Origin of the sequence: Sphingomonas sp. NPDC079357, from assembly GCF_044901155.1 — a bacterium.
Lineage (GTDB): Bacteria > Pseudomonadota > Alphaproteobacteria > Sphingomonadales > Sphingomonadaceae > Sphingomonas.
The window spans coordinates 24,928-46,554 of sequence record NZ_JBJDOM010000012.1; the positions used below are offsets into that span (position 1 = coordinate 24,928).

Annotated in this window: 25 protein-coding genes; 9 read left to right on the forward strand and 16 right to left on the reverse strand. The window is 64.7% G+C overall.

All coding sequences use genetic code 11. The features are described 5' to 3' along the window. The first annotated feature begins 4 nt into the window (after positions 1–4). From ACI2JO_RS19330 to ACI2JO_RS19340, 3 genes are read left to right on the forward strand one after another with little or no spacing between them, the layout of a single operon-like run. Positions 5–220, forward strand: coding sequence for a hypothetical protein (locus ACI2JO_RS19330; protein WP_047867238.1), 216 nt, complete (start codon positions 5–7; stop codon positions 218–220). Continuing rightward, positions 213–1,358: a DNA cytosine methyltransferase gene (locus tag ACI2JO_RS19335; protein WP_047867234.1), complete on the forward strand. Its 1,146-nt coding sequence runs from the start codon at positions 213–215 to the stop codon at positions 1,356–1,358. Before ACI2JO_RS19330 ends, ACI2JO_RS19335 begins: the two co-directional genes overlap by 8 nt. Continuing rightward, the gene (locus ACI2JO_RS19340; RefSeq protein WP_047867235.1) at positions 1,355–2,212 is read left to right on the forward strand and encodes a hypothetical protein; all 858 of its coding nucleotides are present in this window, start codon (positions 1,355–1,357) and stop codon (positions 2,210–2,212) included. Before ACI2JO_RS19335 ends, ACI2JO_RS19340 begins: the two co-directional genes overlap by 4 nt. On the opposite strand, the gene ACI2JO_RS19345 is transcribed toward ACI2JO_RS19340, so the two are convergent. Continuing rightward, positions 2,209–2,616, reverse strand: coding sequence for a very short patch repair endonuclease (locus tag ACI2JO_RS19345; RefSeq protein ID WP_076711808.1), 408 nt, complete (start codon positions 2,614–2,616; stop codon positions 2,209–2,211). The genes ACI2JO_RS19340 and ACI2JO_RS19345 overlap by 4 nt on opposite strands. A 165-nt stretch (positions 2,617–2,781) precedes the next feature. Next, on the reverse strand, positions 2,782–3,342 hold the full coding sequence (locus ACI2JO_RS19350) for a toll/interleukin-1 receptor domain-containing protein (RefSeq protein ID WP_076711807.1): 561 nt from the start codon (positions 3,340–3,342) through the stop codon (positions 2,782–2,784). A gap of 186 nt (positions 3,343–3,528) precedes the next feature. Here ACI2JO_RS19350 and ACI2JO_RS19355 point away from each other — a divergent pair, with 186 nt between their 5' ends. Then, complete coding sequence (locus ACI2JO_RS19355) at positions 3,529–4,728, forward strand: IS256 family transposase (RefSeq protein WP_093068508.1); 1,200 nt, start codon at positions 3,529–3,531, stop codon at positions 4,726–4,728. Here the strand turns inward: ACI2JO_RS19355 and ACI2JO_RS19360 are convergent. Beyond that, on the reverse strand, positions 4,725–5,147 hold the full coding sequence (locus tag ACI2JO_RS19360) for a TIR domain-containing protein (RefSeq protein ID WP_053058627.1): 423 nt from the start codon (positions 5,145–5,147) through the stop codon (positions 4,725–4,727). The two genes, ACI2JO_RS19355 and ACI2JO_RS19360, sit on opposite strands and share 4 nt — an antisense overlap. A 35-nt stretch (positions 5,148–5,182) precedes the next feature. Then, complete coding sequence (locus ACI2JO_RS19365) at positions 5,183–6,625, reverse strand: SIR2 family protein (protein WP_047867307.1); 1,443 nt, start codon at positions 6,623–6,625, stop codon at positions 5,183–5,185. Positions 6,626–6,875: 250 nt separating this feature from the next. On the opposite strand from ACI2JO_RS19365, the gene ACI2JO_RS19370 reads away from it, so the two are divergent. Beyond that, a complete protein-coding gene (locus ACI2JO_RS19370) occupies positions 6,876–7,049 on the forward strand; it encodes a hypothetical protein (protein ID WP_157085196.1) in 174 nt (57 codons plus the stop codon). Positions 7,050–7,099: 50 nt separating this feature from the next. On the opposite strand, the gene mobF is transcribed toward ACI2JO_RS19370, so the two are convergent. Both mobF and ACI2JO_RS19380 read right to left on the reverse strand, forming a co-directional pair. Further along, positions 7,100–10,462 (reverse strand): MobF family relaxase, encoded by a 3,363-nt coding sequence (gene mobF, locus ACI2JO_RS19375; protein WP_404722174.1) that lies wholly within the window; start codon positions 10,460–10,462, stop codon positions 7,100–7,102. Beyond that, on the reverse strand, positions 10,459–11,298 hold the full coding sequence (locus ACI2JO_RS19380; protein WP_066709386.1) for a hypothetical protein: 840 nt from the start codon (positions 11,296–11,298) through the stop codon (positions 10,459–10,461). The genes mobF and ACI2JO_RS19380 overlap by 4 nt, the downstream gene beginning before the upstream one ends. Positions 11,299–11,372: 74 nt before the next feature. Here ACI2JO_RS19380 and ACI2JO_RS19385 point away from each other — a divergent pair, with 74 nt between their 5' ends. Together ACI2JO_RS19385 and ACI2JO_RS19390 are read left to right on the forward strand one after the other, a co-directional pair. Further along, on the forward strand, positions 11,373–11,798 hold the full coding sequence (locus ACI2JO_RS19385; RefSeq protein WP_047867250.1) for a DNA-binding transcriptional regulator: 426 nt from the start codon (positions 11,373–11,375) through the stop codon (positions 11,796–11,798). 2 nt (positions 11,799–11,800) lie between these two features. Then, entirely contained in the window at positions 11,801–12,067 is a 267-nt protein-coding gene (locus ACI2JO_RS19390) for a hypothetical protein (RefSeq protein ID WP_047867249.1), read from the forward strand. 465 nt (positions 12,068–12,532) lie between these two features. On the opposite strand, the gene ACI2JO_RS19395 is transcribed toward ACI2JO_RS19390, so the two are convergent. After that, entirely contained in the window at positions 12,533–13,108 is a 576-nt protein-coding gene (locus tag ACI2JO_RS19395) for a hypothetical protein (RefSeq protein ID WP_076711804.1), read from the reverse strand. 10 nt (positions 13,109–13,118) lie between these two features. Then, entirely contained in the window at positions 13,119–13,400 is a 282-nt protein-coding gene (locus tag ACI2JO_RS19400; protein ID WP_047867247.1) for a hypothetical protein, read from the reverse strand. Between the two features lie 75 nt (positions 13,401–13,475). On the opposite strand from ACI2JO_RS19400, the gene ACI2JO_RS19405 reads away from it, so the two are divergent. After that, complete coding sequence (locus ACI2JO_RS19405; protein WP_198930551.1) at positions 13,476–13,724, forward strand: helix-turn-helix domain-containing protein; 249 nt, start codon at positions 13,476–13,478, stop codon at positions 13,722–13,724. Positions 13,725–14,374: 650 nt separating this feature from the next. Here ACI2JO_RS19405 and ACI2JO_RS19410 read toward each other — a convergent pair. Genes ACI2JO_RS19410 through ACI2JO_RS19420 form a run of 3 tightly spaced genes read right to left on the reverse strand, consistent with a single transcriptional unit; the run spans position 14,375 to position 16,318 of the window. Beyond that, positions 14,375–15,328, reverse strand: a complete 954-nt coding sequence (locus tag ACI2JO_RS19410; RefSeq protein WP_047867245.1) for a replication initiator protein A — start codon at positions 15,326–15,328, stop codon at positions 14,375–14,377. A gap of 46 nt (positions 15,329–15,374) precedes the next feature. Beyond that, entirely contained in the window at positions 15,375–15,668 is a 294-nt protein-coding gene (locus tag ACI2JO_RS19415; protein WP_373853882.1) for a ribbon-helix-helix domain-containing protein, read from the reverse strand. 2 nt (positions 15,669–15,670) lie between these two features. Then, positions 15,671–16,318 carry a ParA family protein gene (locus ACI2JO_RS19420; protein ID WP_047867243.1) on the reverse strand — a complete coding sequence of 216 codons (648 nt, stop codon included), beginning with the start codon at positions 16,316–16,318 and terminating at the stop codon, positions 15,671–15,673. Between the two features lie 172 nt (positions 16,319–16,490). Here ACI2JO_RS19420 and ACI2JO_RS19425 point away from each other — a divergent pair, with 172 nt between their 5' ends. Then, positions 16,491–16,700 carry a protealysin inhibitor emfourin gene (locus ACI2JO_RS19425; protein ID WP_047867242.1) on the forward strand — a complete coding sequence of 70 codons (210 nt, stop codon included), beginning with the start codon at positions 16,491–16,493 and terminating at the stop codon, positions 16,698–16,700. A gap of 153 nt (positions 16,701–16,853) precedes the next feature. Here the strand turns inward: ACI2JO_RS19425 and ACI2JO_RS19430 are convergent, their stop codons facing one another. Genes ACI2JO_RS19430 through ACI2JO_RS19450 form a run of 5 tightly spaced genes read right to left on the reverse strand, consistent with a single transcriptional unit; the run spans position 16,854 to position 21,169 of the window. Further along, positions 16,854–17,471 carry a DNA-binding response regulator gene (locus ACI2JO_RS19430; RefSeq protein ID WP_047867241.1) on the reverse strand — a complete coding sequence of 206 codons (618 nt, stop codon included), beginning with the start codon at positions 17,469–17,471 and terminating at the stop codon, positions 16,854–16,856. Continuing rightward, positions 17,468–18,562: a sensor histidine kinase gene (locus ACI2JO_RS19435; RefSeq protein ID WP_198010912.1), complete on the reverse strand. Its 1,095-nt coding sequence runs from the start codon at positions 18,560–18,562 to the stop codon at positions 17,468–17,470. Before ACI2JO_RS19435 ends, ACI2JO_RS19430 begins: the two co-directional genes overlap by 4 nt. After that, positions 18,559–19,311 (reverse strand): ABC transporter permease, encoded by a 753-nt coding sequence (locus tag ACI2JO_RS19440; protein ID WP_035386401.1) that lies wholly within the window; start codon positions 19,309–19,311, stop codon positions 18,559–18,561. Before ACI2JO_RS19440 ends, ACI2JO_RS19435 begins: the two co-directional genes overlap by 4 nt. Further along, complete coding sequence (locus tag ACI2JO_RS19445; RefSeq protein WP_404722175.1) at positions 19,308–20,168, reverse strand: ABC transporter ATP-binding protein; 861 nt, start codon at positions 20,166–20,168, stop codon at positions 19,308–19,310. The genes ACI2JO_RS19440 and ACI2JO_RS19445 overlap by 4 nt, the downstream gene beginning before the upstream one ends. Positions 20,169–20,209: 41 nt before the next feature. Further along, complete coding sequence (locus tag ACI2JO_RS19450; protein ID WP_082132090.1) at positions 20,210–21,169, reverse strand: acyl-CoA thioester hydrolase/BAAT C-terminal domain-containing protein; 960 nt, start codon at positions 21,167–21,169, stop codon at positions 20,210–20,212. Positions 21,170–21,627: the final 458 nt, after the last annotated feature.

The following is a 21,627-nucleotide window of genomic DNA, read 5'->3' on the forward strand; positions in this document are numbered from 1 at the left end:
CGCCATGACTACGTCTTCCAAGCCCGCCACTGTGCGCGATCTCGATCGCATCAACCTCCGCCTATCGGCCGAGACGTTCGCTCTGATCGACGCGGCGCGCGCCGATCGCCTCGGCAACGTCTCGCGCAACACCTGGATCACCGAAGCCGTCGCGGAGAAGCTGGCGCGCGAGACGAGCGCCAACGATCGCCACGGGGAAGGGCGGGTCGCTAATGGCTAAGTTCTACGAGTTCTTCGCTGGCGGAGGCATGGCGCGCGCTGGCCTGGGGGCGGGTTGGACCTGCCTGTTCGCCAACGACTTCGACCATAAGAAGGGGCTCACCTACCAAGCAAATTGGGGCATGGGCGGCGAGCTGACGGTCGGTGACGTGAAGCAAATCACCGCCGCCAAGCTGCCCGGCGTGGCCGATCTCGTATGGGGTTCATTCCCCTGCCAAGACCTGTCACTGGCGGGGGGCGGGGCGGGGCTGCGCGGAGAGCGCTCGGGCACCTTCTACCCGTTCTGGGACGTGATCCGTGGCCTCATCGCGGACGGAAGGGCACCCAAGCTGATTGCGCTCGAGAACGTCTGCGGCACACTGACCTCGCATGAGGGCAAGGATTTCGAGGCGATCTGCCAGACCTTCGCGGACGCGGGCTACCGCTGCGGCGCCTTGGTCATCAACGCGGATCTCTTCCTTCCGCACTCCCGTCCTCGTCTATTCGTGATCGGTGTCCATGCCGACGTGACAGTCGACTCGACGCTACTCGCGCCTGGGCCGATTGAGCCGTTCCATACGCGGGGCCTGCAAAGCGCAGTCGAGCGGCTGCCGGCCGAGCTGCGACAGGGCATGTTGTGGTGGAACATGCCGACGCCCAACCGACGCAACACGACGTTCGCCAGCATGATCGAGGAGAACCCGTCGAGCGTGTCTTGGCACACGTCTGCGGAAACGCAGCAGCTCCTCGGCATGATGTCGCCCATCAACCTCGCCAAGGTGAACGCCGCCAAGCGGGCAGGGCGCCGCATGGTCGGAGGCGTCTACAAGCGCACGCGAGTTGAGGGAGGCAAAAAGGTGCAACGCGCCGAAGTTCGTTTCGACGACGTATCTGGCTGCCTACGCACGCCCGCCGGCGGCTCCAGCCGCCAAGTGATCGTCGTCATTGATGGCGCGAAAGTGCGGTCGCGACTGATCTCCGCGCGCGAGACAGCGCGTCTCATGGGTCTAGACGATGACTACAAGCTGCCGCGCAACTACAATGAAGCATACCACCTGACCGGCGACGGGGTGGCGGTGCCGGTTGTTCGGCACCTCGCCCACCATATCCTAGAGCCCCTGTTGGGCATGGCGGAGGCTGCCGAACGGGCTGCTGCATGAGCGTCATACCGTGCGAGCAGAACAGCGATCTGCGCGCGCAAATCGAGCGGTTCGCCGAGGTTCTGAAAACCGAGGCGCACCGGCTCGGTGATCATGGCCTGGACGAACGTGACTTCTACAATTCGGGCCTGTTCCGTGGTGCCGTCGAGCGGGTGAGAGGGCAATTCTCCGCGACGATGCGCACCAAGCGCGAGTTCGTCCAGCACGTCCTCAACCACATGGAGGACGAAGGCTTTATCGCCGGGTGGGATCTCACCGACGATTCCAGCCGCAACGACTATCGGGTCCGGCTTCCATCAGGTCGCACTGCCGTCATCGACCTCAAGGGTTGCTTAGACGGCAACAACACCAACATATTCGAGCGGCCGGCCGATGCCGACGAGTTTGTGATTTGGAGCATCTGCACCAACCTCGGCGCCGATCCACGTCGCAATGCTTGGTCGGGGATCCACACGCGCTTGAGCGTTGAGATGATCTCCCGCAACCAGCGTGTTGATGGCCTGATCGTCTGGGACATGGTGTGCGGCACGATCGGCCGCCCATGTCCCAAGGTCGCCGGTGACGATGGAGCACGGCTCACCGACATTGGCCCATTTCGCGTTCCGCCGGCCTGCACCTACCTGTTTCCAAGCATCGTGCCGTCCAGCGCCGCCCCCGCTGCTTCAGCTCAGCCGATCGAAGCGGTGGAGCTGCTGTTGGCGTTCCACCGCTGCTTCAAAGGCAACGATGCTGAATTGAACCATGTGGATTTCGAGCTGCTGCAAAGCGGCTCCGACCTCATGCGGCGCACCACGATCCGGCGTGCTGGCGTGGTCCAGAAGGTGTCGGACATGGCGCCGATCCGGCGTGCTTAACCGTCGAGGAAGCTGACCAGACGGCGTGATAGCTGGTCGGCATCCCGCATCTCGCATTCCCACAGCACCAGGACGCGCCAGCCTTCGTTTTCGAGCTGCTGCCGCGCCATTCCATCCCGCTCGACGTTCCGGGCGAGCTTGGGGTGCCAGTATGCCGCGTTGCTTGAAGGGCGGCGTGATCCGCGCGGACAGTCGTGCTGATGCCAAAAGCATCCATGCACGAATATCACCGCTCGGCGCGCGGGGAACACCAGGTCGGGGCTACCGGGTAGATCGCGGCGATGAAGACGGAAGCGGTAGCCGAGCCGATGGGCTAACCGCCGCACCACTATTTCCGGCCGAGTGTCCTTGCCGCGGACTCGGCGCATACGTTCTGATCGAGCGGCGGGTTCAAGCGTGTCCATCGCCCATTACCTACCATGCCGCATTGGCATTCGATCGCGCGGAAGAAAGGTAGACCTTTCTACCTCCGATAATGGCGACCCGTGTGCGCCATGGCAAAAATAGCTGACTCTACCCGCCTCCTGATGCCGCGTTCGCGGTCGCCGAAAAGCTCAAGGAATGATCGATCAGGCGGCAACGCTCCACGCTCTGAAGCTACTATCTGCGCCCTTGACCCTGATATCATCGCGCCTGCGTGTAGCCACGCCGATCGAAGCCATGTCGACCGTATCATAGAGATTGAGATATTCCTGGCTCGTATAGGATCGATCCGCAGCGGTGACGGGGAAAATGAAAACGCGCCGGGACGGATGGGTGAAGGCATCGAAATAGCCCAATTCCCACGGACACCACTTAGACTTGGTGGCATTCGCCGAATGCAGATAGAGCAGCGTCCGGCACTGCCGCATCCGCCCTCTGATCTTCTCGGCGGTCGCCCGCGTTACGGCGGTACGATCTAGCAGCGGATCGTCGATCCAGTCGACATAGACGGACAACCCTTTTTCCTCGAGCAGTTGCTTCGCTCCTAGGACAAGTTCCTGATCCATGAAAGAATGCGACAGGAATACATCGAATGAAGATTGGTATGTGTCACGCGATTCGCGCAACAAAATGCCCGCGGACTTGAACGTAGCTGCTTTCGCACGAGCAGCGGCAGCCCGGACCTCAGATTCGGTAACGTAGGACATGATCGATCTCGCCTTTAACGACCGGCGCGCTGGGCAGCGGCTTCAACCCACGACGAAAAGTTCTTTCTGCCGTCACCCTGCAACCAGGAATAAGTAGGGTAAGTTACTCTGGTCCCGAACCGATCGGTGGGACTGTCAGGAATTTTGTGCGGGAGGCCATAGGATGGAATGGAAGGGACCATCGATATGGCAATCGACAAGGACGTTTTGGACCAGCTTCTGGCTGGTCGTGACCCGCAGGAGCTGTTTGCAAAGGACGGTCTGCTCGACGAGCTGAAGAAGGCGTTGTCGGAGCGGATGCTGTCGGCTGAGCTCGACGATCATCTGGAAAGCGAAGGCGCCGCAGGCACCATCAACCGGCGCAACGGGTCATCGAGGAAGACGATGCTGACGGGCACGTCGAAGGTGACGCTGGACGTGCCACGCGACCGGGCGGGGACGTTCGACCCGAAGCTCATCGCCAAATACCAGCGCCGTTTCCCCGACTTCGACGACAAGATCGTCTCGATGTACGCGCGCGGGATGACGGTGCGCGAAATCCGCGGGCACCTCGAGGAGCTGTACGGGATCGGCGTCTCGCCGGACCTGATCTCGACCGTCACCGATGCGGTGCTGGAGGCGGTTGCCGAATGGCAGGGTCGGCCGCTCGACGCCTGCTATCCGCTGGTGTTTTTCGACGCGATCCGGGTGAAGATCCGCGACGAAGGGTTCGTCCGCAACAAGGCGGTCTACATCGCGCTGGGCATTCAGCCGGACGGGACCAAGGAGGTGCTCGGCATCTGGATCGAGCAGACCGAGGGGGCCAAATTCTGGCTGCGCGTTATGAACGAGCTCAGGAACCGCGGCGTCGCCGACATCCTGATCGCCGTCGTCGACGGCCTGAAGGGGTTCCCGGAGGCGATCAACGCTGTCTTCCCCGAGGCCATCGTCCAGACCTGCATCGTCCATCTGATCCGCAACAGCATGAGCTTTGCGTCCTGGAAGGAGCGCAAGTTCATCGCCCAGGCGTTGCGCGGCGTCTACCGTGCCGAGACGCCCGAGGCCGGCATGGCTGCGCTGGAGGCGTTCGAGGCAGGCCCCTGGGGCCAGAAACACCCGGCCATCGCCATAAGCTGGCGGCGACACTGGGACCAGGTGATCCCGTTCTTCGCCTTTCCCGAGGGCGTCCGCCGGATCATCTACACTACGAACGCCATCGAGGCCCTGAATTCGAAGGTTCGCCGTGCCGTCCGTACCCGCGGCCATTTCCCCGGTGACGATGCCGCGATGAAGCTGTTATATCTCGTGCTCAATCACGCGGCGGACGAATGGAAGCGCCCACCGCGCGAATGGGGTGAGGCCAAAAGTCAGTTCGCCGTAATCTTCGGTGAGCGCTTCGTCATCTAATGACGGTAACCGGCCTCTCGCACAAAATTCCTGACAGTCCCGCGATCGGTAAGCGCAAGCTTTGCGATCGGATCGGCCCCGGCCGGATCAACGGTGCCGTTACTATCCTTCATGCCAGCTAAGTGCACACCAAGGATGCCGCGTCCCTCGCGGTGGGCCTTGCGGATCTCATACTCCACCCACGGCCTCATATGCGTATCGCGACCGATCAGTACCGCTACCACGCTACTGCCGTTCATCTGCGTATCGATCCAGTTCTGGATCGCCTGCGGGCCATTGCGCATGATTTCTTCCCACGACGCATGATCGACAATGGTGTTGGAATCACGGTTTCCCGGCAACATCCAGGCATTGCGGACCTGCGACACGCGCCATGCATCTCGCGTGAAGTGAAAGCTGAAGAATACCCGCCTCGCCAATGCCGTTCTCCCAGATGTTCATCACAAACGATTTTTCAGCGTGCGATCCGCTTAATGATTTTCAAAACCGCATCAGCGAGTTGATCTGGCGTTGCCGAGGCGTCTGACAATATGCGCAACTCATCGTCCGTGGGGCGCCGGGCATTACTGCCAGTCGACGGAAGGGCTGATGTCAGCAACCCATTGGCGATAACCGAGGCAGCGCCTCCGGTGGCTCCGACAGGCAATAGAAATGCACCTCTACCATCGGCGAGGGCGCGCTCTTCGAACACACCGGTGGCAGACACCAGTTCGCCGGACTCGATCTTCGCACCGCCAACGAAAACCACGATACCCGCCAAGCGCGCCAACTCACCACGCAGCTCTGCCCAATGCTGACGATCCGGCTCAGCGTCACCGACCGGTTGCGGAAAGGGACGAACAACCAACCGCCGATCAAAGTCCCACTCACCGCGCCCCTGCATGGTTTCGAGGAACCCTGACAGCGAAGCTGATCCGACCAACAGCCCGGCCCCGGATAGCATGAAAAGATCTGTCGATCCGATCCTACGCCCGATCGCGCGCGCTACATCGTGAACGAACCCCGCGCTAGAATCACCGGCATTGAGCGGCCAGCTACCCGACACCCATATCCGACGACGTGCCACACGCCGTTCGAGTTCATCCATCAATTCATCAATTTCAGCGAACGCATTGATCTCGACGACGACAAGACCATAGCGTCGTAAGTCGCGCACCCAATAGTCATGCCGCTTCAACCGGGCGGCGTGGGCATCATCAGACCCAAAATCCGCCCGCTGTGGCCGCCGTGCGATCATGAAGTGTCGGGGCGGGGTCGTTGGAAAATGCTCACGCAGCAAGGCAAGCACGTGGCGGACGTTCGGGTCCGTCAGGCTCATACCCACGAACAGGAAGGTCATTCCTGTCAGATGAGCGTGCAGCAGACCCAAAAATGCACCGCGCCGCTGCCGGTACAGTTCGTAATCCTCGGTGGAAATTACCAGATCATCAACTGCATCGATGGTCCCGTGCATCTTGTAAATGCGGACCGCTCCCGCGCGGCGCTTGCGCAGTGCCAACTGCTCCTGGTTGGCCCGAACATCAACCGGGCGCCCAAGCTCGCCGAACGCACGCTCGATCAGCCGGTCGTAATTCGTCGTCCACACCTCGCGGATCGGCAGCCTTGCCAGCGACAGCAACGCCGAGGGGATGGCATGATCCGGCTCGATCTGCTCCCGTATGGCATTTAGTACGGTCGTGCGGTTCGAATGATCCGCACCAATCGCCCATTGAGCAACTGCCGTAAGATCGTCGACGTCCTCAATTTCGAGGCCGAGATCACCCGCAATTTCCTGCAGCAAGCCCTTCCACGAGGGATACCCCGCGGCCATGGAAGTGCCGGCACCGACAAGAACCGAAGCACCATCCTCAGCAAGTGCTGAGGTGTACTCTCTCAAAAATACATCGCGATCGCTCAAAGGGTACCGGCGAAGATTATCAGTATCATTCGTTCACATTACGTTCTTCCGAGGAGCGTTTCAAGCCGTGCGGTCTGCCATCGGCCATGACCAGCCGCGGCGCGCAATGCGTATCGATCCAATCGGTGATCTCGCCAGCCTCACCGCTGCTATATCATTCGAGATAGCTGCCTTCATCAGCACCGCCTGATTGGGTGTTTGACGTAGCGCAGCCCTAGTTACGATTCTCGCGGAGTGATATGATACGGCCATGCGCACGGTCCCCTTTCCCCGCACACCCGCCCAGGTCCGTGAATGCCTTGCGCTGGCAGCCGAAGGTGCGATCGCAGTCGAACGCGACGGATCGCCGATGATCGCCATCGTGCCGGTCGAAGAGTATGAGCGCCTTGTCGCACTCGACAGGACGGAAGCTGCGGAAGACTGAGTGAAGCCCGGCAAACGGGACACACGCGAAACACAACTTTCTACCTCGGCTTACATCTCCATACCGTAGTCCCGTTCGCGGCCACCTCCGCCCATGCCGGGGCCGTCGAGGCGTAGCTGGCGCTCGGGGATGCGGGCGTCGAGCGCCTTCTCCAGCGCCGGCTGCCGCGTCATGCGGTTCTCGAGACGCTCGAGGCGGCGCTCGGCCCGGTCTTCGATCCGCGGCGTTTTGCCCGCACCCCGGTCGCCCGACGCCGACCGCCAGTCGGCAACGAACCGGTCGGCATAGGCGCGAGGATCGGCACGCGCCTGCCCCTCCTCCGCCCAGACCTGCCGCAACTCTCCCGGAGCGATCTGCTCCAGACCCCGTACCGGGTCGGCGCTGCGGTCCAGCACGATCCGCAGATCCTCGGCCGCATAGGGCCGGACCCGGTCGAGCGCGGCCGAGGCCGCGTCCAGCTCGCGCACCTTGGACGGCGACAGCTCCCGCCCGTCCTCGCGCATTCGCTCAGCCGCCAGGAACAACTGGGCGTAACGCTCCAGCGCCCGGTCGAGCGGGGAGCCCGCATCCGGCAGGCGGATGGCGTCGGTCGCCTGGCCACGCTCGACCACATCAAGCGCCGAGGTCTTGTCGCCGGTGTTGCGGGTGACGTGCCGTTCGACCTTCCGCCCGTCGTCGAGCACCAGTCCCACCTTGTCCGCCACGCGGGTGAGCGCGACCAGGAACGACCGTTCGGTCAGCAGCTTGCGTTCCGACGAGCGCATCGCCACGATGCCGTGCTCGGTGGTGACCCCCTGTGCGACATGGACGTTGATCGCATAGGCAAGGTCCAGTCGCTCGGCCATATGATCGCCGGACGCGATCTCGTGCACTGTGCCGTCGACGAGGGAGGACACGACCAACCTGCCCCGCCCTACTTCCTCGACCCGCGCCATCGCACCGTTGTCGAGTCCGCGGGTCCGGTCGTTGTCGCTCCAGCGGATGCGATCACCGACGTGCAGCTCGACCTCCTTCACTGCGAAGATCGACACGGCATCGCGGTCGAGGTTCCTGGCTAACCGGCCGGGCCGGAACAGCTTCTCGCTACCGTCCGCCATGCCGAGCCGCACCCGGTCGCCCTCGACGCCGGTCACGACACCACGGTCGCCCCGAACCAGGCCCTGGCTGGGCAGGTTCGTGCGGACCTCGACCACATGGCCGGGCCGATAGGCGCGCATCAGTCGCGCGCCCTCCCTGGTGGCGTTGACACGGTCGAGCACGGTGAACGACTTGCCCGTGGCGGCGATCTCGCCGCTCGCCTTCAGCTCGGCCTGTACCGCCTGGTTGGCCTCGCTGCGCATGGCGCGACCGGCGGTCAGCAGGAGGGTGGCGTCGCGTTCGCCTAGCGGCAGCGCTGCCCAACGCGCCGCGGCCGTCGTCGCCACCGCGTTCCCCGGCACCTCGGTCGTCGCGGGCCTGAGGATCACGAACGTACCCGACACATCGCCGCGGTCGAGCGCGGCGGTGACCGCCTTCATCTGATCGGACCGAGAACGCAGATTCTCGGTGATATGGGCCGTGGCGACGCCGGCCTTCTGGCTCGCCTCGAACGGCTTGCCGGGCGCGATCGCGGTCAGCTGGCGGGTGTCGCCGGTTTGCACGACGCGCGCGACGCCGGTGATGTTGGCAAGCCGCACGATCCGCTCCATGTCGCGCGTACCGAGCTGTCCGGCCTCCTCGACCATGACGATCGCACCCGACAGCTCCGCCTTCACGCGCGCGACCTGTTCCGGTCGGGCGGTGCCGTCGATCACGCGGGCATGGCGCGCCAGGAAGCGGGCGACCGTGCTCACGTCCGCGCCGGTGTCGCGCCCGAAGTCGCTCGCCTTCACGCTGGCGATGGCGAGCCCGATCACCGCCCGTCCTTCTGCCCTCGCTACTGCCGTCACCGGCGCCATCGCGGTCGACTTGCCGCGTCCCGACCCGCCCTGCACGTTCACCACCCGGTCGGACGAGGACAGCATCAGCACGGCCGCAGCTTCCTGACCCGGGTTGAGGCGATGAAGCCCCAACTCGCGCGCCGCCTCCTGCACCCGGATTGCGGCATCGACCGGCGGAACGATCGGGGCAGACTGCCCCTTCCCCGCATCGACAGTGGCAAGGTACGCCTGCTCCAGCCGTACCGCACCTTGCGTCGTCACCATGCGATCGCTGTCGCCGAGCAACAGGCCTTTCGCCTGCAGCAGCGCCAGCCGGGCCTCGATATCGGCAACCGTCACCGGTCCGCCGCGCGACAGGCCTTCGCGGATGAGCTCGAGCCGGTCGAACGCCGCCTCCCGCTCGCCCAGGTCGCGCACCGCCGATGCGACCGCCTGCGCCGCGGCATAGGCGCGCGGCTCCAGTCGTCCCAGTCGCTCAGGGACCAGCGGATCGCCGTCGCGCGGGGTCAGCCCCATGCGGCCGGCGATAGCAAGACCGCGCTCGCCTATCCCGCGCACACCCCGCACCGTGCGCGTCCACACATCATGCCCCCGCCCCGCCTCCGCCAGCGCACCTTTCACCAACGCTGCCGGATCCAGCCCCTTCTCCGCGGCCAGCCGCCGCCACCCTTCCGCGCGCTGCTCCGGCACGAGATCGGTTGATTTGGGGTCGCGGGTCGCCAGCGCCGCATATTCGCGCGTCTGCGGAGTGTTCTCCAATCCGCGCGCCTTGATGTACGCATCGATCTCGGCCGAGCGGCCGGAGAATGCTTCCACCACCGCACGCGACACGCCGGCGATCTCGAAAGCGCCGTTGCGGCCGTCGTGCCGGGGGATGGTGGCGAAGCCGAGCGTCTCGACCCGGCTGCGCAACGCGGACAGGAACACCGCATCCATGACGTGCTGGCGCTCGTACAGCTGGTCCGCGTGCAGCGCCCGCCACTTGCCGTCGGCGGTGCGGGTCGCATTGGCGATGACGTTGTGAACGTGGAGCTGCGGCTCGCCGCTGCGGTTCACGTCGTGGAGGAAGGTCGCGGCCACGAAGCGGCCGGTCGTCTCGGGCGCCTGTCCCCTGCCGTTCCAGACCCGCCCTTCCGCGATGTTGCGCTCCGTCCAGGCAAGGGTGGAGGCGGCCGATTCCCGTACCGCGACCACCAATCGCGCATCACCGCCCACCAGCGCCAGGATCGACACCGACTTGGGCACGGACATGGTGAGGTCCCAGCCCGCCCGGTGCCCACCCCGTTTGGCGTCCAGCACGACACCGTTGGGGAGTTCACCGGTGAGCACCTGTTCGAACCGCTCGGCGTCGACCGGCCCGGACAGACCCAGTTCTGCCGCCCCCTCGCCTGCCCAGGCGCTGGTCCCTTCTGCCTGATCGGCGGTGTAATAATTGTCTTGGGCGTAATAGGCGGCTGCGTCGGAGGCCGAACCGACCGCAGCGACCGAGATCATTGTCGGCCCTGCGACGTGCCGGGCCTCGCCCGCACCACAATCTTGCCTGCCTTGCCCTCGAACTGCGTCCGGCAGCTGTCGGTCGCGAGCCGGTAATTCACGAGCGCGCAGACCGCCTGATCCCCGCCGCCCAGCAGGAAATTAGCCGAGCGGACCGCGAACCACGACGGCGGCAGCGCCATCGCCGCAAGGAAGTAGCTGCCGACGCAGAGCAACCATACGATCGACAGCGCCGCACCGACCTTGCGACCCGACCAGTCCCTGTCCCAGACGGTGTAGCTGACCTTCGTCCGGGGCTGCTGCTCGAGGCTCCTGATGGCGGCGGTGTTCTCCCGCAACGCCTCGGTGTGGTCGCGCTGCCGTTCGTCGATGGCATCCAGACGCGGCTGCTTGTCGATCCGCTCGGCAAGCAGCCGCATCTCCGCCCTGATCGGATTGAAGCTGGCGGTAATGCGCTCCGGCATGCCCTTGATGAACTCGGTCCGGGCTCGCGTCAGCGCCAGCTGATCCTCGCGCTCCAGCCTGTGCATGTCGCTCTCATGCGCTGCCCAGGCTTGGGCGATGCGGTCGATCTCCATGACCGCCTTGTCCAGCCTAGCGCCGAAGGCGACGACGTCACCGGGGCCTAGTTGCTCAGGCCGGTCGAATACGGCCCGCCCCTCCCGCCACGCATCGAGACATTCCCGAACGAACGATTTGGCCAAGGTGGCGCGCTCGACGCCGCGCTCGGCCGCGCAACGGGTGAGGTCCGCATCGTCGTCGTCGCCGAGGCGCACATTGACCTGACCGCCCATAAAATTCCTGCCCCTGTCCGGCGTAATGCTGGTCGCCGGCACCGCTCCCGTGCCATGATAGCATAGTGGCACTATTGCGCCATAGTGAGCAGGATAATACAACAGGCCATGGCGACGTGAGCGGCGCATCTACCATCGGCGAACGGATCAAGGCGGTACGGCTCAGGACCGGGTTGGGTCAGGACGCGTTTGCAAAGGCGCTGGGCTATTCGAAGCGCGCACTGGTCAGCTGGGAACTGGGCGGGGCTGAGCCGCCGGTCGCCCTAATGGCGAAGCTCCGGCGCGACTACGACGTCGATCCCGAATGGGTGATCTTGGGCGAGGACACCGTGCCCCGGAGCTACTACGGGCCGGTCGACTGGGACCGGCTCGACCGCCTGCGAGCCGACGTGGACGCCGTCTGCAGGGACGTCGGGCTGAAGCTGCCTGACGAACGCAGCCAGGCGCTCGCGCGCGTGCTATACGACGGAGGCGCGGAGGCGGGAGCCGCTACCCGCAAGCAGCTGCGCGGCACGCTACTCGCCTTGTCGCTGGGGGACTGAAGATGGGCGGACCCTCGAAGGAACAGCTGGCGGCCTGGACGGCCGAGACGCGGCGGGTCGGGTTCAAGCGACGCAACTGGCCGGTCGTGCGCCGATTAGCGGCGCTGTGCACAGGACTGCTGCTGGCAGGTCTGGCGGCCCGTCTGCTGGGCTATGCCCCTGCCCTCGCGGCTGCCTGCTGGATCGCCGCAGCTGTCACCGGCGCGGTCATGCTGATCTGGTTCTTCGACCCGCGCCGCTTCCGCGCACGGCCACCCGGTACGTCCTGACCGCGCGGTAGCAAGCACGCGCCGCTGAACCCGACATCCGCCGCTGCTGACGCACCGGTCTTGTCCATGACGCCCGACGAGAGATGAACCCGTGCTTCCAAGGGGAGCAGTGCACGGGTCGCTTGCTTGCGATCCTCATGTCGCTGCGCAGCCCGGCAAATCACGGCTTCCGTAGCGCTGTAGCGCCCTTGTAGCACGTCACGGGGCAGCTTTCGCGGAACCCGCAGCACAGCCAATATCCTGCTACAGCTCTGAGAACACGAGATTTTATGGTGTGGACACGGTCGCTATCCATAGCGTGGTGTGTGCTCCTTCCCTGCATGGTCCAGACGCTGCGGTGCTGATGCCGTGCTGCTCCGGCATTCATTCCGGCTTTCGGCGGGGCACCCGGGCCGGCGTGTCAGCCGGCCAGCAAGCGAACTGTCATTTTACCCGGACCGCCTTCTGGGCGGTGCGGCAGCGGGTTCAGCGGGAGATCCGGGACATATCGCCTGTCACCGGCGCTGCCGCTGCCAGGATCTTCTCAGCGGCACGACGCTCGCGGACCTGGGCGCGTTGCTCTTCGGCGATCCGGGGATCACTGCCTTCCGCCTCCAAACCGGAAGCAGGATCCGGTTCCTCCATCATCCGGATTCCCTTGGAACGTCGGACCGCGTCCTTGCGCTTGGCGCGCTCCTGCTGGACCGCGCTGGTCATGTCGGATCTCAGAAGGACGTAATCGGGTTCGTACCGATGCTGGCGCATCAACTCGGCGAGCGCGTGAATAGCCAGGTCGTCACCGACCGCGGCATGAACTGCCCGCAGCCAGCGCGGTGAGGCGTAACGATGCCGCAACGTCCAGATCCCCCGCGCCATCTCGGTCACGAACAGAGCCACCCAGAGGACGAGCATGCTTCGTCCGACGACGGCCGGTCTGGCGCCGATCGCCTTGGCGATACCGATCGTCATGATCAGCATCGGCAAGAAGGCCATGACGCTGATCGCGTAGGGCACGACGTTCAGCTGGCTCACCTCCCATCGTGCAATCAGCCGGTCGGCCACCGGGACGCGCTCAGTCACGCCAGGGATCATGGCTGCTCGCCGACCAGCTGTCGTGATGCTGGAAATGGTCATGAGCGCCGCTGTCCCAACGATCGTGGCGCTGCCAGTCGGATTCGTAATCGTGCGAACGGGTAGAACCGTAGGGATTGCCTGCGACGTCGGGGGTCCCCGCTCCCGCGATTGTAGGTAATCCGGTCGCCGGATTGATGTCCGTGCCGTCGCTGCCGATCCCCGGGCGGGCCAGGAGCGTCCAGCCTTCGAACCAGGTGGCGATGCGCTCGAACAGTCTCATGTCAGCACTCCCGATCGGAAACCTAGAAGATATACGCTTTCCGTATATCTCTCAAGCCGGTCTAGATGCTTCGGGGTGCCCGCCTCCCCTGCCCCATCCGATCTGCACGCCCGCATCGTCGCTGCGCTGACCCTGGCACGGCGGGACGCCAGGCTTCGTCAGGTCGACCTCGCGAAGCGGCTCGGATGGCAGCAGGCCTATGTATCGCGCTACGAAACCGGTGAGCGGCAGTTGAGCGTGGATGAATATGTCGCGGTCGCCTTGGCGATCGGCGTCGATCCGGTGGCCTTGCTCGGCGAGCTTCTCTCTCAAGACTGCTCGTAATCACAGCTCAGGACCGCCCATCCAAGCGATGCCCAGGCGCATCTGCAGACGATAACGCCCACGCGGTTAACGTCGCGAACATCTGCTACGATACCGAACGCGCGTTCGATGGCCTCTACGGTCCGGCATGATCGCACACACCGGCGAACCCGACGATCGGTTCGGGGTATCTCCCCACCCTGCCCTTTCAACGGGCGTCACGCTGACAGGTACACACCGCCGGATCGGCTTGGCTTTTCCCGGAAGCCTGCGGCCGTCAGGCCGCTCCTGTAACGGCGGTAGCCGGCACGTAACGAAGGGCCATTGCCGAAGGGGCAATTCCGCATTCCCTTTCCTTCCTTTTGAGCCGGGTCTTGGGGTTAAGTGATTCTGTTAAATAGGAATCGTTAAGAAGGTTAAGTGTCGAAAAGCGGCCAAAAAACCGCGTCTTCGTAATACCTTGAGAATCTGCCCGGTGTGTGATCCCACGTGATTCGGTGTGTGATCCCACGATAGTGCGGTGTGTGATCCCACGACGCCCGGGTGTGTGATCCCACGATGATCGCTTGCCTGTTTGCGGGTCGATTATTGCTCGATCCACACTCTCAACGCCTGCTGCCCGCCTCCGCCTCTGATACGGATGGGCCTTGCGGTGTGTGATACCACGATAGTCAGCGTTCTCCGGCGAGCTTGTCCATCAGGTCGTCCACCTCGGCGGCGCGGCGGCGATCGGCATCGAATCGGTTCCGCCGCTCTTGCTCGGCTTCCAACTTGGCAGTCAGTGCCAGCGCCTCCGCTTCACCCCGAAGTCGAAACAGCACGGCAGGACTGCCATCGGCTGTTGCGGCCATGTGCATCGCATAATCGGGGAGCTGGTCGGCTTCCACCACTTTGCGCAGCATCCGGTTGAACTCTTTTGGTTTGCTGTCGCTGCCTGTCTTGTCGCGCAGCACCTCGACGCGACACGTCCACCCGCCCTTCTGATTGCCGGCGTGCTTGCGCGCGATACGATACAGGGCGCGTTCCAGCCCCCCGGTCAGCAGGAAATAATCTTGGTGCATGGTGAGCAGTGACCGCTCCCCCATAATACCCTCATACACCCAGTCCGACAGCGTAATGGTCATCCCGCGCGGTTGGTCAGTGTCCGGGTCCACCTCCAGCGTCCATTTGTCGAGCCAGTTGAAACCGGCCTTAGTCCGCCGCTTGGGCGCGCGGATCGAGGTCGATATGGAAGTCGTTTGAAGCCGCTGGAGTGCAGCCTGCAACTCCTGATAAGCCCGGCCGCTGGTGTCGCGCTTGATCGCCCGCAACAGGTCATAGGACGTAGTTCTAAGTGTCCGGGGAAGGTCGTTGACCCCCTGCTCCCGCATCCGATTGAGCGTGGACGCCGCCCATATCAAGATATCGGCGTCCCAGATCGTGGCCATGCCGTAGGCGGGGATCGCCTCAATCTTGACCCACGTCTCGCCGTCCGGGCTGCTATATTCGATCGGCTTCACCCGCTTGCGCTTCTGGAGCGAGAAGAACGGCCGCTCCATCGTCTCCCGCTGATCTTTCAGCGGGAGGTCGCCCATCAACGGGATGAACAGATCAAATTCGGGGTTGGGATTTTGGCGCTTGGTCATGAAGGATCAATCCTGCCATCCTGCATTGTTGCAGGTGTGCACATCGTCACACACGGCCGAATTGCTTGTCGGCTTCATACTTGGCGACCAGTTCGCTGATCGCTTCAGCAAGGAGATCTTGGTGACTCCGCCGGGTCCGCGCTGCCAAAACGCGAAATGCCTCCGCCGTGGGATCTGCAGGATCAAAATATGCCCCGAGGTGATACTTACCCGGTCGCTTGCCACCTGATCGTGCGGCACTCGGCGGCAAGGTCGCCGGAGCCGACTGGCGTTCCAGCTCGGGTTCGCGAGGGGAGGGTGCCGCTACTGCCGGCCCCAACAGGGAAGTCCGTTTCGCCATAATCAAGCTTTCACATTTGCAGGTGTGCAATTGATCACATCATCAAATATGTGCTTCTGCAAGGCTGCAATTTCCAAGGCAGCTTTACCTTTCGGCTCATGCTCAATGACGCCCAAGCCGTAAGGCCATGCCGCTCGGTAGACGCTGCGCTCCCGCAATACGGCACGCGCCACCCGTAAGCCGGTTGCCTCGGCAAGCGTTTTGGCATCGTCCAGCAATGTGGTTGCGGTAGGGGGGGCGGCATTCAGCACGACCACGCCCGTTCGCCCCGTGCTGGTGATAAGCTGTGCCGTGCGCTTGATCGCATCAAGATCGATCAATGACGGACGGCAGGGGATAACGACCAGATCGGCACGCTGCGCCGCTGCGGCGGCTTCCGCGCCCGCCGCTGGCGGTGTGTCGATGATAGTAAGTGCAAAGCCGTTGGCCTCAGCTGCATCAATCGCTTGGTCGAGGCGTCTCGCACTGATTGGCTCGACGTGCGGCAGCTCGGCCGTTCGTCGCTCGCTCCAAGCGGTCGCGCTCTCCTGCGGGTCGAGATCAAAGAGAGCCGTCTTGATCCCGACCGCTTCAGCAGCGACCGCCAAATTCACCGCGAGCGTCGTTTTGCCAACGCCACCCTTCTGAGCTGCAAGAGTGATAATATGCACGTGTGCACACCTTCAATAATTCAGATATGATATTATGCAGAACGGCAAGGTCGCACAAGTGCTATGGTGAGGCGCTCTGCTCCTAAAGCATGGCAACGCATGGGCATGCGCTGGATAAATCTGTACGATGCGCCGCTGCCACCGAGGCCCGGAGCATAGTTGGAGTGATCTGATGCAGAAGGGCAAGGCCTTGGACGAGACGATAAAAGGTGAGGTCCGCTTGTGCATCGAGGGCGGTCTTGCCCATTTCCCCGGACTGGCGGAGGAGCAGACGGTCTCGTTTGACGATCTCGCCACCTTGGAGTGCCAGGAGATCGCCAGTCTCGCCGATCAGGCGGACTTCTTCAGCTGCACGCCTGCTAACTGTAGCGGCCTGCAATGATGCCCGGCTGAACGCGCAATAAAGAGCGGTTTCCGGGGCACATTGTTTGAGACGGATAGGATCGCCCGACGCGCATTCCGTGAGACGCAGCGCACGATCGGTGAGACGGACGCACATTGTTAATCCGCCGACGCATTGAGCCTGAGCGGGCGATCACAGCCAGCCATTGTTCCGAGCGACCCGGCCTGCTTCGATACGATTGGCCGCACCGAGTTTTGCCGCAGCATCGGATAGATAATTGCGAACCGTCCCGGGTGATAGAACGAGGCGGCGGGCAATTTCCTTGTTGGACAGCCCCTGCTCGGCAAGGCGCAGCGCGTCGCGCTCCCGGTCGGTCAGGGGATCGTCGCCCGCCTCCCATGTTGCTGCGGCGAGATCGGCGCGAATGACCTGTCCGCCGGTGGCCACGGTGCGTATCGCTGCGGCAAGTTGATCGGCGGGCGTGTCCTTGAGCAGGTAGCCACGCACCCCGACCGCCCTCGCACGGGTGAGATATCCTGGCCGGGCAAAGGTGGTGACCACGATCGTGCGCGTCGGCAACCGCTCGCCCCGAACAGCGCGAGCGAGATCCAGACCCGACAGCCCCGGCATTTCGATGTCGGTCAGCAGGATGTCGGGTCGGAGCACACGGACATGATCGAGCGCGGCATCGCCGTTCGTCGCACACGCCACCACGGCCAGATCGGGTTCGAGCTCGAGAAGGGCGGCGATTGCGCCGAGCACCATCGCCTGATCCTCCGCCACCACGATGCGGATCGACGGCAGGGTCATGCCGGCACCGTCGCACGGAGTTGTGTGCCCGCGCTATCGGTGACGATCGAAAGGTCGCCTCCTGCTGCGGCGAGCCGCTGGCGCATGCCGGTCAGCCCGTTGCCTTCCCTGAACGATCCGCCGCGGCCGTTGTCGGCCACGGTCAGCGTTGCGCCGTTCGCGCCGCAAGCAATATCGAGGCGGCACTGCGATGCACCCGCATGGCGGATGACGTTGGTCACCGCTTCGCGCAGCGTCATGGCGAGGATCGCTCCGGCACCATCGGCAACCTGGTCGGGATCGCCCACACGCTCGATGGCGACGCCGGCGGTGGCGAGTGCGGCTTGCGATGCCGCCAGTTCGTGCGACAGGCTGCCGCCTGACTGGCCCGCGAGCGCCGCGCGCACCTCCGCCAGCCCGCCGCGCGCCGCGCCGGCGATGGCGGCCAGTTCATCCTTGGCGCGGTCGGGATCGCGGTCGACCAGCCTGCCGGCAAGATCGGCCTTGAGCGCGACCAGCGTCAGTGTGCGGCCGATCACGTCGTGCAGGTCGCGTGCGATCCGCTCGCGTTCGGCGGTGCCGGCGAGGCGGCGCACCTCCTCCTGGGTGCGCAGCAAAGCCTGCGCCCGCTCATAGAAGGCCTCGCGCGACACTGTGGCACTCCCGGTCATGACCACCAGCAAGACGCCGGGCAGCCACCAGAGCGTCGGCTGTGACAGACCGAAGCCGGCTGCTGCTGTGACAACGGCGATCGCGGCGATGGCAACAAACGCGGTTTGCCGCGGACGCGCACGGCCGATCGCCGCAGCGGCGTAGATGGGAAACACGGTCCAGCCCACCGGCAGCGGTGCCAGGGCTATGCCGATGGCGGTGATGGCTGCGGTGGCCCCGATGAGCCGAACTCCCCGGACCCGATGCGCGGCGAAGTACAGCGGCAGGAACAGCGTGAGGCCTATCCCCGTCAGGGAAAGCGTCGCAAGATCGGGCGCTCGCCACAGCCACGGCAGGGGCAGGAAGACGAGATAGACCAGCCAGGGCCAGGGGCCGTCCCACCAACGCTCGCTCGCCGTCCGCATCCCGCCACCTTCCATCGCGACGATGGAACGGGTCAAGCCGGACTCCGCCGCCAGCCTGTCCACGCCCAGAGGGCTGCCACGCCGGTCATTGCCACCGTCATCACGCCATGCACCTCCAGCGATCCGATCGTGTCGGCCCCAACGATGGACCGGGCGATCTGGCCGAGGTGATAGGCCGGTGTCGCTTCACCGATCCCGCGCATCCACGCTGGCAGCATCGCGGAGGGTATCCACAGGCCGCCCAACACGGCCGATCCTAGGAACAGGGCGTTGGCGACCGCCACCGCGCCCTTTCCGCTCATCCGCATACCGATCCCGAAGCCGATCAGCGCGAAGGGAACGGCGGAGGCGAGATGGAGTGCGGTCAGTGCCACCCAGTTGGCGGGAGAAAGCCGGACACCGGCGACGATCGCGAGCAGGTCGATCGCGATGACCGCCATCGCCGTGGCCAGCACCGCGGCTGCGAGCTTCGCGATGACGTAGGCGCTGGCGGGCATCGGCGAGACACGCTTCAGTTCGATGAGACCCTGTTCACGCTCCATCGCCACGCCCGCGCCGAAGCCGAACAGCGCCGGGCCGATGGCCGCGAACACGCCATAGCCGGCTAGGCTCGCCGCAGCTGCGACCGGACTCGGTGCCTTGGCGATTGCCAGCGTGAACAGGCCGTAGAACGCTGCAGGAGTCAGCACCGTGGGCAGCAGGAACTGGGGTAGGCGCAGGCTGCGCTTTACCTCGACCAAGGCCTCGCGGCGCCAGACGCCGGGGGGAAGAGTGTAGGCGGTCATGCGGCGATCCTTCGGTCGGGTGCGAGCAGGGCGGCAATGGCGTCTTCCAACGTGGCGTCGGCGACGCGCAGCGCGGAAAGGGTCGGATCGTCATCGAGCAGCGCGCGTACCGTGGCGGCCGCATCGCTGCTGACGATGCGTAGTTCCGCCCCCTCCGTTGCCGCTTCGCGCGCACCGGGCAGTGCGGACGCGACCGCCGGCGTCATTCTGCCGCGGCAGCGGATCACTGACCCTCCCGCCCGCGCACGAATGGCGGCGGGCGTATCGTCGGCGACGATCCGGCCCCCGGCCATCACCACCACCCGGTCGGCGAGCGCGTCCGCTTCGGCCAGGTCGTGGCTGGTCAGCAACACCGCGCCGCCGCGGTCGGCGACTCCACGGACGGTACGCCACAAGCCACGCGCAGCCTCGCGGTCCATCGCGGCGGTCGGCTCGTCCAGCACAAACAGGTCGGGGCGGCCGCAAATGGCGAGCGCGTACTGCACGCGCCGGACCTGCCCGCCCGACAGCGCACCGCAGCGGCAATCGGCCAGTTCGGCCAGACCCGCCAGCGAAAGCGTTTCGCTCAGGCTGAGCGGATGATGATAATAGCCGGTGTGCAGCATGACCAGTTCGCGGACCGTCAGCACGTCCGGCAAGCCGGCCGCCTGGAGCATGACCCCCATCCGGCCGCGGGCCTCGGCCCGGCGCGGATCGAGATTGAACAGCCGGACCGTTCCCGCGTCGGGCGACAGCCGACCAGTGAGAAGAGAGACGGTAGTCGTCTTGCCGGCCCCGTTGGGGCCGATCAGCGCCGTGACCACGCCGGTGTCGAGCGTCAGGTCGAGGGCCTCGAGAACGGGCCGGCGTCCCAGCATCTTGCGCACCCCGGTCAGCCGTGCTGCGGGGGTACGAGCGGTCATCGTGCGGTGCTCCGCTTCAGGGCCGCGTCGATCGCTGCCAGCACTTTGGGCCAGCTATCGGTACGTGCCGCGGTCGTGCCGGCACTCGTGCCCCCGAAGAAGCTCAGCATGGCGGCGTTCTGCGCACTGGCCTCCACGGGCGGTCCGAACGCGGCGTGGCCTGCTTCGGGATACGAAAGCAACGTGACCGGATGCGTGAAACTGCGGGTCCGCAGGCGTTCCTGGATCGCCTGCGACATCGGGCAGGAGGGCCAAAGGGAATCGCGCTCGCCGCAGACCATCACGATCGGTCCGTTGACCCGCTCGGCAGGGATGCTTGCACGTTCGACCGCCGCGGCGTCGTTCAGTCCATCGGCGTATAGCGCGTGAATGCCCTTCCATTCGCCGGTCCATCCGTACGGCACGAAGGGCACCGGCTTGCCGTTCTCGCTCCACGACGCTTCGGTCACCAGGTTGGCATTGTCGATCCCCGGCCAGGTGACGCTGGACGGCACACCCAGCACGGTAATCCTGATATCGGAGCGGCGCGATGCGACCAGCAGCGCGGCTTCCGCACCTTTGGAGGTGCCGATCACGCCGATCCGATCTCCGGCGACCTCGGCCTGTGCCTTCAGCCAGTCGAGCGCGCGGTCGAACGTCTCCACGGGGATCATCTTGAGCGTGGCAGGCTGCCCGGGACTGCCGAAATAGGAAAGGTGCAGAACCGCATAGCCTCGTTCGGCAAGCAGCCGCGCCTCGCGTGCGCCGCCTTTGGACAGCCCACCCTCGGAACCGCCCAGCAGGAGTATGGCCGGCACAGGGCGGGACGCGGCAGGAAGATAGAAGTCCGCGACCATCTCGGGCGTTCGAATCCGCCGTGGCTCGCTCTCTGACGGCATGGCCACGACCCCGGATGGTGTCGAATCCGGCATCGCCACTTGCGCTGCGGCAACGGCGAAAAGAGTGGCGAGAAGCATGACACGGCCCTTTGCAGATGAGCCGTCATTGTGATCGGCAAAGCGGCTGCCGCGTAGTGACGTTTGTCATCTCGACGTGATGACAAAAGGCACGTCTGCTCGACATCACCGCAAGGAAAACGGAGATTTGCCTGCCCATCGCCATGCGAGTCCGCTCGCGTTGCCAAACCGGCCTGTTCGACGTAAATCTACCCGGTAAAGAAAACTAGGGCAACATAGACCTGCCGATGACGACTTTCTTCCCAAACCGCGCCCGATCGGGGCGCAACGCGCAAGACGAGTGCAAAGGGGATAGGCCCGCTTAGGGACGCCGTGTCGAAAGCGGGGGGGCCCGCGTGATTCGCTGAGGGGTGGGGGGTGGGGGGGGGTGGGGGGGTGGGGGGGGCGGGGTGGTGGTGGGGGGTGGGGGCTGTGGCCTGGGCGGGGGTGGGGGTCGGGGGGGTGGGGGTGTGCGTGTT